At 49.7% G+C, this 13691-nt stretch carries 14 protein-coding genes; all 14 read right to left on the reverse strand.

The window, feature by feature from the left end:
* Nucleotides 1-29: 29 nt before the first annotated feature.
* Genes PLA01S_RS12545 through flhA form a run of 14 tightly spaced genes read right to left on the reverse strand, consistent with a single transcriptional unit; the run spans nt 30 to nt 13677 of the window.
* Nucleotides 30-632, reverse strand: a complete 603-nt coding sequence (locus tag PLA01S_RS12545) for an endolytic transglycosylase MltG (protein WP_127592502.1) — start codon at nt 630-632, stop codon at nt 30-32.
* Entirely contained in the window at nt 629-1174 is a 546-nt protein-coding gene (locus tag PLA01S_RS12550) for a DUF6115 domain-containing protein (protein WP_127592503.1), read from the reverse strand. Before PLA01S_RS12550 ends, PLA01S_RS12545 begins: the two co-directional genes overlap by 4 nt.
* A 25-nt stretch (nt 1175-1199) precedes the next feature.
* Nucleotides 1200-1511, reverse strand: coding sequence for a hypothetical protein (locus tag PLA01S_RS12555; RefSeq protein ID WP_127592504.1), 312 nt, complete (start codon nt 1509-1511; stop codon nt 1200-1202).
* A gap of 59 nt (nt 1512-1570) precedes the next feature.
* Entirely contained in the window at nt 1571-2980 is a 1410-nt protein-coding gene (locus PLA01S_RS12560) for a flagellar assembly protein A (RefSeq protein ID WP_127592505.1), read from the reverse strand.
* A 30-nt stretch (nt 2981-3010) separates the two neighbouring features.
* Nucleotides 3011-3799: a FliA/WhiG family RNA polymerase sigma factor gene (locus PLA01S_RS12565; RefSeq protein ID WP_071220103.1), complete on the reverse strand. Its 789-nt coding sequence runs from the start codon at nt 3797-3799 to the stop codon at nt 3011-3013.
* Nucleotides 3800-3814: 15 nt separating this feature from the next.
* Complete coding sequence (locus PLA01S_RS12570) at nt 3815-4192, reverse strand: hypothetical protein (RefSeq protein WP_246059460.1); 378 nt, start codon at nt 4190-4192, stop codon at nt 3815-3817.
* 27 nt (nt 4193-4219) lie between these two features.
* A complete protein-coding gene (locus PLA01S_RS12575) occupies nt 4220-4717 on the reverse strand; it encodes a chemotaxis protein CheD (protein WP_100538055.1) in 498 nt (165 codons plus the stop codon).
* Nucleotides 4710-5303 carry a chemotaxis protein CheC gene (locus PLA01S_RS12580; protein ID WP_251035541.1) on the reverse strand — a complete coding sequence of 198 codons (594 nt, stop codon included), beginning with the start codon at nt 5301-5303 and terminating at the stop codon, nt 4710-4712. Before PLA01S_RS12580 ends, PLA01S_RS12575 begins: the two co-directional genes overlap by 8 nt.
* A gap of 36 nt (nt 5304-5339) precedes the next feature.
* Nucleotides 5340-5801 (reverse strand): chemotaxis protein CheW, encoded by a 462-nt coding sequence (locus PLA01S_RS12585; RefSeq protein WP_071220099.1) that lies wholly within the window; start codon nt 5799-5801, stop codon nt 5340-5342.
* A 50-nt stretch (nt 5802-5851) separates the two neighbouring features.
* On the reverse strand, nt 5852-7921 hold the full coding sequence (locus PLA01S_RS12590; protein WP_127592507.1) for a chemotaxis protein CheA: 2070 nt from the start codon (nt 7919-7921) through the stop codon (nt 5852-5854).
* A gap of 23 nt (nt 7922-7944) precedes the next feature.
* Complete coding sequence (locus PLA01S_RS12595) at nt 7945-9282, reverse strand: protein-glutamate methylesterase/protein-glutamine glutaminase (RefSeq protein WP_127592508.1); 1338 nt, start codon at nt 9280-9282, stop codon at nt 7945-7947.
* Between the two features lie 38 nt (nt 9283-9320).
* Nucleotides 9321-10211, reverse strand: coding sequence for a MinD/ParA family protein (locus tag PLA01S_RS12600; protein ID WP_127592509.1), 891 nt, complete (start codon nt 10209-10211; stop codon nt 9321-9323).
* Entirely contained in the window at nt 10208-11647 is a 1440-nt protein-coding gene (flhF, locus tag PLA01S_RS12605; RefSeq protein ID WP_127592510.1) for a flagellar biosynthesis GTPase FlhF, read from the reverse strand. The genes PLA01S_RS12600 and flhF overlap by 4 nt, the downstream gene beginning before the upstream one ends.
* Nucleotides 11644-13677, reverse strand: coding sequence for a flagellar biosynthesis protein FlhA (flhA, locus tag PLA01S_RS12610; RefSeq protein ID WP_127592511.1), 2034 nt, complete (start codon nt 13675-13677; stop codon nt 11644-11646). The genes flhF and flhA overlap by 4 nt, the downstream gene beginning before the upstream one ends.
* Nucleotides 13678-13691 lie beyond the last annotated feature (14 nt).

Here is a 13691-nt window from a genome sequence, read left to right on the forward strand (position 1 = left end):
AAAGAAAAAAACCACTCTCAACCGAAGTGCTAGTTGGAGGGTTTTGTAGTGATCTTCGTGATGATCGAATTGTAGCTCTCACCTGCCGTGAACGAGTATGTACCGCTCAGGATCCTGGTATTGATTTTATTCTCGGTAGCTTTAGTGATGAATGCCTGTTTGTTGTCAATGACGCCAGCATTCAAAAGACTGTTTGCCACATCACTGAGATTGTTTCCGGATTGAATGTTAACTTTAATATGCGCTTCCGCTTTGGCAGGTGTTTTCGGCTCCGCCGGATTCGTCACCCGGGGAGATTCCTGTTTCTTATCCACGCCTGTTTCAGGCTTCTCCGGCTGCTGCGGTGCTTCCGGCTTTTCCGTCCCCGTCCTCTGTGCAGGATCGGCTCCTTCGGACTCACCAGCGCCAGCAGAAAGCCGTTTCTCTTCCCACTGCTCCGCTGTCAACAGTTCTTCCGAGCCTTCGAAAACTTGCATATCCATGGCTTCCGCTGCAGCCATCAGCTGCTCCTTCGTTAATTCCTCCGTCGTTGCTGCGGTGGTGCCTTGACCGATCCACATCAGCTGAAGCAGCACCGCGCCGATCACGAGACCGCTCCCCAGGCCCATCATAAATGTACGGTTCTTGATCACACGGATTCCTCCTGTTTGGCCAACTGGATAATAAGTTGAACTTCGCCTCGCTGAAGCCCCGTGGTCTTGGCAATCATATCGATGGACTTTCCTTGTTCATATAGATCAAACAGCTCCGTGTATCTGGATTTGATGGAATGGACAGGAGGTGCAGGTTCAACCTCGGAAGCCGCTGCAGCCGCTCCTGCAGACAATGAATCGGCCTCGGCGGCTTGCGCCAGCTTCTCTTCCGCCGTTCGAATTCGCGTTTGCGAATCGGTCATTTTCTGCTCCATGGCCAGCATGCGCTGCCGCAAATCACTGACCTGCTCTTGATGTGCTTGCTGCTTGGCATCAAGTTCTTTCTTCATCTGACTAACCAGTTCCACCAGCTGTTCGTTCTCATTCTGGATTTCCGCCATATATCCTTCAAGCGTGTTCTCCACTTCTTTGACAACCCGCTCGCTGGACACGGTCTCTTCACGGCGTTTCGGCAGCATAAAAGCATACAGCACGGCGGCAATGCCAAGCAGCACGATATATATCCATGGTTTCAAATCCATTAACTCCTTTGTGCCTATAAATTATCTAGAGCGAAACATCGAAATTTTTGCCTTTATAGGGATGCTCTGCCGGCTGCTCCACGATCTCGCCCGATTCCGCCGTTCCCCGGCCTTGCTGCTGCCCAGAGGATTGACGACTCCCGTCATCGCGCACGGCTGTTTCCGCCGTCTCACTCACTTCCGTGCTTCGCTGGGCTTCCGCACGGCTGTTCTTGTTTAACTCACCCGCAAGCAGCGTCTGATCATTCATCGGGCGCTGCTGGGTTTCATTATGCATCTTGCCCGCTTCATTGGTTCTGGGGACCGCAATTTGCATCTCAACCGATTTCAAACTCAATGGAATCACCTCATGATATAGGATCATGTCCACAAGCATTTAACACGTATGTTCTATCCCTACAAGAGCGGCACCATGGTGATATCCCCTTCATGATAGTAAAAAGAAACCCGCTGCGTGGGGTCCTTAACAAAGCGGGTATACCGCCCTATGACAATTTTGGCTCCGCCGTAGATCGTCTTTACCACATTCACTCTTGCTTTGCCGGTATCCTCAAGCATCTTCTCGATTTCCAGCATTCGGTCCTTAATATCGGCTTGTTCTGCCATGTTGGATTTCTTGGTTGCATTCAGCTTGATTCGCAGCGCCAACTTGTCTGGCGACAATTGACCCGAGGAAGCTAACTGATTCAGGAGATAAAGCGCTTTATCGGTTTTGTCCATACTTTCTAATGACTGCTTCAATTGGGCTCTAAGATCTGCCAGTTCATTCCGCAGCTCGGGCAGCACACCAACTTCAACTACGGTAGCCGTCGACATGCTGTTTCCGATCGTTCGGGCAACCACTTTTTCCCCCGCCTGCAAAATGCCGCCTACCACAAGGCCCTTCATACCGTTGCATTCGATATTCTGGACCGCCCGGATATTGGAGTGCATGATGCTCTGCGAGACGAATACGCTAGCACCGGCGATGACGTTTCCATCCTGGATGAACGAGCTTTTGACATCCTGACCCGCCTTTACATAACCCTTGTTGTAACCGATGATTCCGCCGGATATATCGATCGAACCTTCAGCCTCCAGCTCGGCTCCCTCCACAAAGCCAGTGACTCGGATATCCCCTGCTGCCTTGATTCTGAAACCGGTAAGCACATTGCCGCGAATGACCACCGTACCGACAAAGTCGATATTGCCTATACTGTAATCAACATCCCCGTTAATCTCATATACCGGAAACACATTGATTTTTCCCTTTTCCGTTTTGGTGAGGAGTCCGTCAAGCGCAGCGTACATTGCAGTTTTCTCCGCGTTAACAACAACGTTCTTCCCAACCTTGAAATGAGCTTCCTTTCCCGGTTTGCTCGGAATCTCCTCTCCGGTCACCGCAGTTCCGGGGACTCCCTTCGTTGGGGGGATTCGGTTGGCAAGCAGCTGCCCCTTCTTTACATTATTTAAACGAATCACTTCTTTATAATCCACTTTGCCATCTTCGATCTCCAGCGGCTTCAGATTCGTCTCATTCCCAAAATTAACGGTAAATTCGATTCTGCCGTTCTGTCCGTGCACAGGTTCCGTTCCCATGGCAATCGGCGTTCTACTATATTGATATTCCTCCGCATGATCTGCGATTCGCCGCAACGTATCATGTTGAAGTCCATATCGTACCTCGTGACTTCTCAGAAATTGCTCAAGAGCTTCTACAGAGCAAGAGAAATCCTTCTCCCACTTGGTGAACTGTATATAGGCGACGACCTTGTCATCCGATAGCGTAACGCTAAAGTACTGATCCAATGCATAATCTACAGACAATCCAGGAACCCCCTTCATAAATGGCAAGCGTCAATCGTTTTGCATCAGCAAATCCCGATCTTTATCGAGCGCGCCCCGAAGTCTCAATATCGCTTTGGAATGAAGCTGAGATATTCGTGAAGGTGATAGCGACATCACTTCAGCAATTTCACTGAGTGATAAATCCTCATAATATAATAAGGAAACTACGGTCCGCTCTTTCGGGGTCAATTTACCGATACCCTTCATCAGGGCTTCTCGCAGGTAAAATTCATGGACCTTATGATCCGGATTCTTCGCTTTCTCATCAACCAGGAGCGACATTCGGGTCTCAGACTCCTCCTCGCGGATCGGATCCTCCAGAGATGTCAATGTCATGACCGCTACTTCCTGCAGCATGTGCCGGAACTCCTTCTCGGTCACGTCAAGGTAATCACTCATCTCGGAATCACTGACGCTGCGTAAATACTTCTGTTCCAACTGCTGATATGCAGTTTCAATCTTCTTCGCCTTCTCGCGGACGGAACGAGGCACCCAGTCCCCTTGACGCAGCGAGTCCAGAATGGCCCCACGCACACGCCAAGAAGCATAGGTTTCGAATTGCAGCCCTCGTTTGTAATCAAACTTCTCGATAGCGTCAATCAGACCCATTACCCCATTGCTGGCCAAATCTCCCTTAGAAACGTTCTTCGGAAGACCGATGGCCAAACGGCTTGAAACATAGTCAACGATGTGCAAATGATATTCGATTAGTTTCTTCTTCGCTTCATGGTCTCCATCTTCCTTCCATGCGCTCCATAAATCCGCATGATTTAGCACAGAAGCTTTACGTTCGTCCAATTGCCTTCACCCTCCTTATTCTTCCGTAAGGTGACGAACGGCCTTGGCCAGTTCTTCGGGTTCTTTCGTTGAAACCAGCTTAGGAGGATTTAGCGGTACAAAGTCTCCATTCTCTTTGCTGCTGGATTCGGAATGGATTAAATCCATCAATTCCCGATCCTCATCAGGGGTGGATAAATCAAGAACAGTTCCTCGGTTTTGCTCCCGCTGCGTGTCGTCGTCCCCTTGAACAGTGGCTCGCGGACCCGTAATGGCAGCAAACATCCAATTCAACAGGAACGCCAGGAGAAACCAAATCGCACATGCAATGAGAGCCCGATACATGCTAGTCATCCACAGATTGTTACGTATGGAGAAAATAAATGTGAACACAAATCCGACAATTCCAGTCATCAGATAAAAACGGAGTTTTCCCATTAGCTACAATTCCTTTATGCCCTTTTGTACGCTTCGTATTGTAAACTTACCCGTTGTACAGTCCAACTCAACGGTTCTTCCGTAATTTCCTCCGGTATCCTCGGCAATTAGCGCAATCCCCATCTGCTCGAGCCCAGCCTTGCAAGACTCCACATTACGAGGTCCAATGCGCATGGTATCACCGGATCCGGCAAAAGCAAACATTTGAGCTCCCCCTGCCATTTTGGCTACCATACGTGCCGGAGAAGCACCCAAATTCCTCATCTTGTTCAACAGGATCGGAAGAGCCGTATCGGCGTATTTTGCCAGATTCAGCTGCCCTTCTCTGGCGATCGCTGAAGATGGAAGCATCACATGCGCCATTCCACCAATCTTCGTCACCGGATCATACAACGTCAGTCCGACGCACGAGCCGAGTCCCGTTGTTCGCAAAATACCGTTTGGACCTGCGACGTTCAGATCCGCCATGGCTACTTTCACTATGCTTTGTTCTTCAATCATGCTCTAAAGGCACTCCTAAAGCTTCGAAAATTTGAGCAAATGATTGTGGATCAGGTATCAGGAAGAACTGGCCTTCCACCTCGTTCTGCCCTTCTAGGAACGTCGTGTTGATTAAGAGGGCATCGTCTCCCATTTCTCCGAACTGCAGCAGTCCATAACTTAAGATGGCACCTGCCATATCCATTGCGAGAGCCGGCACCGTAGGTGTCATGGACAGATTGGTCAAATCAGCGAGCGACGATAAGTACGAGCCTGACAATATGTTTCCGATCTCGCATAATGCGGACTGCTCCATCTCGGAGAATTGCTCCTCATCCGAAACTTCAAAACCCGCCAGATTCTGCAGCAAATTCTTCCCGGCTTCCGGACTCATAATAAAGAAGAGATTGCCCGGCGCACTGCCTTCTACCCTTAAAAATACGGCAAGAACGAGTTGTTCGCTCCCCCCTACACTTTCAGCAATCTGTTCAAACGGCAGGAGTTGAACTTTTGGAACAGCCATATCAATAGGTTTGTTAAGCAAGCGGGAGAGGGCGGTTGCCGCATTGCCCGCTCCGATGTTTCCTACTTCCTTCAAAACATCCATTTTGATTTCCTTGCCATGCTTAAACAGCTCCACTGTCTACTCCTCAAGGCCTTCCAACTGAATAATCTCACTCTTGTTCAGCACTTCGGACAGATTCAGCATAACGAGAAGGCGCTCCTCTCCTACCTTCGCGACACCGCGAAGATATTTCGCTTTAATTCCGCCGACCACCTCAGGTGGAGAGTCAATGCTGTCCGTATTCAGATCGATTACATCACTGGCGGAATCCACGATAAAGCCTACCTGCATGTCATTGACCGCTACGATGATTACCCGCGTTTGATCGGTTGCTTCAACCTCGTCCAATCCAAAACGGCCGCGCAAATTAATTACAGGGATGACAACACCTCGAAGATTAATAACCCCTTTTACGAAAGCATAGGTCTTGGGAACACGCGTAATGGGCATCATTCGCTCAATGGTCTGAACCTTGTCTACCTCGATGCCGTATTCTTCCTCGCCAAGTTTAAAGACAATAACCTTGATTTCTTCTCCCATGATAAGTCCTCCTTCAAAATGTGTGGCCTGCCGTGCGTAATAGCAACCCTTTATTTGATAAATGCATTTGCGTCAATGATAAGAGCGACTTGTCCATCCCCTAGGATGGTTGCTCCGGATACCCCCTGAATGGCAGGGAGATATTTACCGAGATTCTTAATGACGATTTCACTCTGTCCGATAAAATCATCGATGGTGAGTGCCGCCAAACGATCCCCCTTGCGGATTACAACGATCTCTGTTTCTTCTTCCAGCTCTTCGTCAAAATCCGGAACTTCAAACAGACGGCTGAGCGAGATGACCGGAATCAGCGATTCCCGGAACTGGATCATGCGGCTGCCGTGAACATGTTTGATTTGTCCACGCTTGATGATGCCCGTTTCAACAATGGAGGAAAGCGGAATTGCATATTTTTCGGATCCCATCCGAATCAGCATAGCTGCAATGATAGACAGCGTTAATGGAAGCTGAACGGAAAAGTTCGTGCCTTTTCCCGGTGTCGAGTAGATGGTGACGTTACCGCCCAGAGCAACGATTTTGGATTTAACAACGTCAAGCCCAACGCCTCGGCCTGATACATCCGAGATTTTCTCTGCGGTACTGAATCCCGGTGCAAATAGCAGTTGATTGACCTCGTCATCGGTCATGGTCGCTGCTTCAGCCTCCGTAACAACGCCCTTTGCCAATGCGTTCTTCAGAATTTTGTCACGGTAGATACCGCGTCCATCATCCTCAATCTCAATGAAAACATTGTTGCCGCTATGGAACGCACGCAGGTGCACGGTACCGGTCTCCGGTTTACCGGCAGCGATACGGTCGGCTACGGGTTCGACGCCATGGTCTGCCGAGTTCCGCAGCAAGTGGACCAGCGGGTCACCGATCTCATCAATAACCGTACGATCCAGCTCCGTTTCAGCCCCGGTAATAATCAAATCAATCTTCTTGTCTAATGTTTTGGCAAGGTCCCGTACCATCCTAGGAAAACGATTAAACACCGTATCCACAGGGACCATGCGCAGCTTCAGGACGATATTCTGCAAATCGCTGCTCACGCGGCTCATATGCTCAACGGTGTCCGTCAGTTCCTGATTCTTGGACTCACTGGCCAATTGTTCTAGCCGTACCCGGTCAATCAGCAGTTCACTGAACAGATTCATTAATACATCCAGCCGCTCAATATCAACCCGTATCGTTCTCGAAGGATTACCTCCCCCTGCATTTCGGGCAGGTGCCTTGGACTCTTTGGCAGGTGCAGAAGTACTCTTGGCTTCCGGTGAAACCGTCGCCGCTGGAGCTCCCTCTGAAACTTGCGGTTTAACAGCTTCTGCTGTAGCCGCGCTCTCCTGAACCATTTGCTGCAAAGATTCATGATCGAGCGCCACAACCGTAGTCGTCTCGATCTCCGAAACGCCAAGAATCTGGCTTTCAATGTCTTGCGTTTCTCTTTGTGTTATGTAATACAACGAAAATACGCGATCGAATTCACCTTGTTCAATCTCTTGAACGTCCGGATACGTCTTGACAATTTCCCCGGATCTTTCCAGCGTTTCGAATACCATGTAGGCACGAACCGCCTTGAGTTGGCAATCCTCTCGCAATGTCACTTGTATATATAGAACCTTATGTCCTTCCGAAATCGATTGATCAAGCACGGAGAATTGAAACTCATCCAATTCAATTCCCTGGACGGCCGCAACGGAGTTATCCACTTCGGCAGCACCACCGCCAGTCGAAGCTCCTTCTCCACGTACAATCGACTGCAAGGAAGCCACGATAGAGGAAACATCCGCTTTCCCGTCCCCGCCTTCGGTAATATCCTGCACCATCGATTCAAGAGCGTCCAAGCTTTTGAAGAGCGTGTCAAAGATAAAATCCTGCATCTTTAGCTTTTCGTTCCGGACAAGATCCAGCACGTTTTCCATCTGGTGGGTAAGCGAAGCCAGATCTTCGTATCCCATCGTTGCTGCCATACCCTTGAGCGTATGAGCCGATCGGAAAATAATCTGTACGATCCCGATATCGTCCGGGTTGCTTTCTAATTGAAGCATGTTTTCATTTAATGATTGCAGATGATCATTTGACTCATCAATAAACATTGTCAAATATTGATTCATGTCCATTGAGAGACACCTCCTCTTCAAGTTCACTTTCCGTTATTTACAGCTTGAACCATTCTAGGTGCAATATCATGAAGTGGCAGAACGTGGCTTACGCATCCGAGCTCAACAGCTGATCTCGGCATCCCGTATACGACGCAGGTTTGCTCGCTCTCCGCATAGGTCGATGTCACCCCTGTATCGTAAAGCTTCTTCATCATTCTCGCTCCATCGCTTCCCATGCCGGTCATCAGTACCGCATGACGCTTGATCATGGTCAACGGCACCAGGGATTCGAACAGCACATCTACGGATGGACGGTGACCGTTGCGGGTCTCATCCTCACTTATCCTAATTTGGTAAGTGCCGCTGTCCGAGCGGTAAACCCTCATATGGCTGCCTCCCGGGGCAATGTAGGCTTTGCCTGGTTCCAATACCATTCCTTGTTCTGCTTCCATGACCTCCAGCTGGCTGAATGAATTCAGGCGCTGTGCAAGCGATTTGGTAAAACTCGGCGGCATATGTTGAACGATGACAATCGGGGCACAGAAGTCACCGGGAATGGGCTCGAGAAAAGCCTTCAATGCTCTTGGCCCGCCGGTCGAACAGCCCACCGCAACCAAATCCGTCAATTCCGTTGACTGCGGTATCTTTGCTTCATGGCGCTGACGACTCTCGTTCTCTGGAAGCACGACTGGAGCTAAGTCCGTAACTGGCTTACGATCTGCCCGTTTTCTCTTTGATCCAGAGGGCTCTGCTCCTTCCGTAGCAGTAGACACCTTCTTCTCAACAGTCCGAGATGACGGCATACGAGGTGAATCCTTTAGTTTGCTCCGTTGGTCAGTCTCGCTGACCGTCGTTTTAGTCTCATTCACCTGCGGCTTCTTGTTCAGCGTTTTGTCAGAAGGCTTTGGCGAAAGAGGAAGCGTTATGTCCGCGCTCCGTCGTCTCTGCTCTTCTTCTTCCCACAATGCCCTCCGCTGTTTAGCCTGCATCGCCGCATTCAGTTGCTTCATTAGTTCTGAACGCACCTGCTCAATATCAAGCGCATTAGAAATGGAAGGCTTTCGTATAAAATCAAATGCTCCTGCCTCAAGGGCAAGAATGGTCTCTTTCATGCCTTGCTCATTAATGCCGGACAACATAATGACCGGACGGGGGCCCGAATCCATAATTAATTTCAGAGCATCCAGGCCGTTCATTTCCGGCATTTCTACATCCAGTGTAATGACATCCGGATTCAATTCCTTTACTTTCCGAACGGCATCAAGCCCGTTATCAGCTGTTCCGACAACCTGAAAAGATGGGTCGCGCTCGATGAAATCGGAAAAGATTTTCCTCATAAATGCGGAATCGTCAACGACAAGCACACGAAAAGGCTTCATAGATGTCCACCTCAGTTTCCATTAATCCAAGCAAAGAATCATTTCGTACGTTTGAGCCACCGATGCATAAATCCTTTGATTCCCTTCGGAGCTTCCGGCTCTGTGGCAGCAGGAACGGTCATGTAGCGGAGCGCGATCCGTCTGATATCACTAGAAGCGTTACATCGCGGATAAGCTGCTGTGAACGGGACCTGCCGCTTAACCGCCTGGACAACATGCGTATCATCGGCAATCGAACCGAGCAGCTTGATGTCGATATCCAGGAAACGCTGGGCCGTCAAAATGATTTTGTTAGCAGCTTCCCGAGCCTCCTGTTCATCACCCGCACGATTGACAATCAGGCTGAACGGAACCTGGTATTCCGTGCCGTGTACCACCTTGATTAAGGCATAGGCATCCGTAATGGATGTCGGTTCCGGCGTCGTGACGACAAGGCATTGATCAGCGGACGTGATGAATTTCATATTTTCCTTGGATAAGCCAGCTCCTGTATCAAAGATGATATAGTCCATTTCCGAGGAAATAATTTCAATCTGTGAAATAAAATAATTCATTTCCTCTTCAGACAGGGACATCATGTCAGCCAAACCGGAACCTCCAGCAATGTAGGGAAGCCTGTCCGGCCCGTACTGAATCACTTCTTCAATGCTCTTCTCCCGGCGAATGAGATGATATAGGCTGTACCGGGAGCTTACGCCCATAAGAACGTCAATGTTTGCCATCCCGATGTCGGCATCAAACACCAATACTTTTTTGCCCATCGACTGCAAAGTCAGCGCAAAATTCAGTGTGAAATTGGATTTGCCAACCCCGCCTTTTCCGCTGCTGACCGTTATAATCTTGGCAGTTCTTGGAGATGTTGCCATACCGCTGTTCCCTGACTGCTGGGAAGAAACCAGCTTGCGAAGCGAATGAGCTTGATCCGTCATGTACGAATCTCTCCCAGCAGCAGATGGCATAACCGCTCACTATCGGCCATCAACAGATCATCCGGCACATTTTGACCATTGGTCATATAGGACAAGCGAAGGTTATGGGCATCAATCAGATTAAACAAGGAGCCATAGCTTCCGGTTTCATCCATCTTCGTGAAAATGACCTTATCGAGTTCGTATTTGCTGAAATGATCCGCGATTTCGATCATATCGCTGCTCTTGGAAGTCAAGCTGAGCACCAGATAGGTTTCGCTTTGATCGGAATGGGAGAACAAACTTTGAAGCTCGGAAACGAGCAGCTCATTCCGGTAGTTCCGACCCGCTGTATCCATTAACACCAAATCACAATCCTGCAGCTTCTGAAGGGCCCGCTGCATATCACCAGGCGATTGCACGACTTCCATCGGCACATTGAGAATGGATGCGTAGGTACGCAGCTGTTCAACGGCAGATATCCGATACGTATCGGAAGTGATCAGACCTACCTTGCGTTGGTTACGGAACAGCTGCTCTGCAGCGATCTTCGCGATCGTGGTTGTCTTGCCGACCCCTGTCGGTCCGGCGATATACACAATCCGCGTCTCGGGCTGAATCCCGCCGCCGATACGACCCTCAAGGAACGCCTCGGCTTGCTTGTAAATCACGTTCTGCAGCTCGGCCTCGCTCATCTGCATATGATTAGCTTTCCAGGCTTCCTCCGCGGCTGTGAGCCACTCTTCCGTCAGCTTGGCCGAAAGATCCTGCTTGAGCAGCTGATCCCGAATGCTTTGCAGCGGCTCGGGAAGATGCTGCGCTTCAAGATTTTGCCTGGATAATCGCGCAATCCATTCCTTCATTTCCTTAAGCTCTTCAAGGACTCTTTGTTCGGATTCGCTAATTCCCAGACGGGAACTTAAAGGCTCCTCCTGTCTCCCACGGGATGACTTAACAGATTCAACAGACACTGCTGTTTCCGTTTGATCGCTTCGCATCGCTGCTTTTGCAGCTGCTGCAGGGTGTTGCGCGTGGTCCAATTCGTCCTTTTGCCTGTCAACCATCTCCTCGGAAGCTGCAACCTGGCTGAGAATCTCTGCAAAACGACTATAGTCGTCCTCATGCTGTACGCCGGAAGCTGTATCCGTGTTATTCACAGAAATCGTGGAAGCCTGTGAACCTGGCTTCGAAATTTCTGCTGTTCGTTGATAAGCCTTGGGTACGGCACCAGAAGGTACAGAAGGCGTAACTTTGGACTTTATCGGAGCAGAACCTTTGGATTTCTCCGCTTGTTCTACTGCCGCGATCACCTCGATCTTCTTACGGGTAAACATACCCAGGAATCCGCCTACCTTGGTTTCCTTCGTACTCAGTATGACGGCATCCGCACCCAAATCCGTACGAATGTGCTGCATCGCCTCAGGCATCGTGTCGACGATATACCTCTTCACTCTCATAAGTTCACCACTCCGACACTTTGAATTTCGACGTTCGGCTCCAGCTCACTATAGGACAACACCGGAATATCCTGCATGCTTCGTTCAATGACCTGCCTTAAATACATTCTTATGGCCGGTGAGGTAAGCAGAACAGGCTGCTGTCCCATCTGAATGATCCGGTTAACCTGTTCACTGAGCTTCTGAAACACACTCTGTGTCGATGCCGGGTCCATGGCAAGATAGCTTCCTTGGTCGCTCTGCTGGACGCTTTCGGCGATCTTCTTCTCCAGCTGTGGTCCAACCGTGATGACCCGCATGGCCTCTCCCTCTTGAGCATATTGCTGGGTAATCTGGCGCGAGAGGGCTTGTCTTACATATTCGGTAAGGACATCGGGATCTTTCGAGTAATGTCCATAATCCGCAAGCGTCTCGAGAATCGTGACCATGTCCCGGATCGAGATTTTTTCGCGGAGAAGCTTAGCCAATACCTTCTGCACTTCTCCAATGGTCAGCACGGAAGGAATGAGCTCATCCACAAGGACCGGATAGCTTTCTCTAATGTTGTCAACCAATGCCTTGGTCTCCTGGCGTCCAATCAGCTCATGGGCATGTCTCTTAATTAACTCGGTCAAATGGGTAGCCACAACGGACGGTGGATCGACAACGGTATAGCCCGCAAGATCCGCTCGCTCTTTCATGGCTTCATCTATCCAAAGAGCAGGTAGCCCAAAAGCCGGTTCGGTCGTTTCGATCCCCGTTACGGAATCATCCTCGTACCCAGGGCTCATGGCAAGATAGTGATTTAATAATAATTCACCGCCGCCGACAGCATTCCCTTTTATTTTTATGACATATTCGTTCGGTTTTAGTTGAATATTGTCGCGAATTCGGATAACCGGTACGACGAGTCCCAGCTCAAGTGCACATTGTCTCCGAATCATAATGATCCGGTCCAATAAGTCTCCACCCTGCTGCGCATCTGCGAGCGGAATCAACCCATACCCGAATTCGAATTCGATCGGGTCAACCTGCAGCAGATTGATCACGCTTTCCGGACTTCGAACCTCTTCGATTTGCTGTTCCTCCTCCAGCTGCTCCACCTCGACCTGCTTGCGGTCCAGATTGTTCTGCATCGTCCTCGCCGCAATAAATAAGACGAGTGCAATTGGTGCGGTCGTAATCAGATGAATGGGTGTGAAAATCCCTAGCAACAGAACGGTACCTGAAACAATGTACAATAGATGAGGGTATGAGAAGAGCTGCCCTGTCAGATCCTCCGCCAGGTTCCCTTCCGAAGAAGCTCTTGTAACAATCAGCCCCGCTGCAGTGGAAATTAGAAGCGCCGGAATCTGACTGACCAATCCGTCCCCGATTGTCAGGATGGAATATGTGCTCATCGCGTCTCCAAATGACATTCCATGAATCGAGATCCCGATGATAAACCCGCCGATCAGGTTGATCAGCATGATGACAATCGTGGCGATGGCATCACCCTTAACGAATTTACTCGCACCATCCATAGCCCCGTAAAAGTCGGCTTCCCGCTCGATTTTTCTTCTGCGCTCCCTGGCTTGCTGCTCATTGATCAAACCTGCGTTCAGATCCGCATCGATACTCATCTGTTTACCAGGCATCGCATCGAGCGTAAATCTTGCCGCAACCTCGGCAACCCGCTCCGAGCCTTTGGTAATGACGATGAACTGTACGACAACGAGGATCAAAAAGACGATGAATCCAACCGCAATTTCGCCATTTGCTATCCACTTACCAAACGTGGCTACAACCTCACCCGCATTAGCTTCGGACAGGATCAGCTTCGTAGTCGAAATGTTAAGCGCTACACGAAATAGTGTCGTGATGAGCAATAAGGAAGGAAAGATGGAGAAGTCCAAGGCTTCCTTCGTATTCATGGCCACCAGCAAAATAATAAGCGCCAGCGAGATATTGATAATCAGGAGTACATCGAGCAGCCATACCGGGATCGGAAGAATCATCATGAGTACGATGCCAATGACACCCGCAAGGACAGATAGATCTTTTATTTTCACTGCACTGACGCCTC

Origin of the sequence: Paenibacillus lautus NBRC 15380 (assembly GCF_004000945.1) — a bacterium.
GTDB lineage: Bacteria > Bacillota > Bacilli > Paenibacillales > Paenibacillaceae > Paenibacillus_AQ > Paenibacillus_AQ lautus.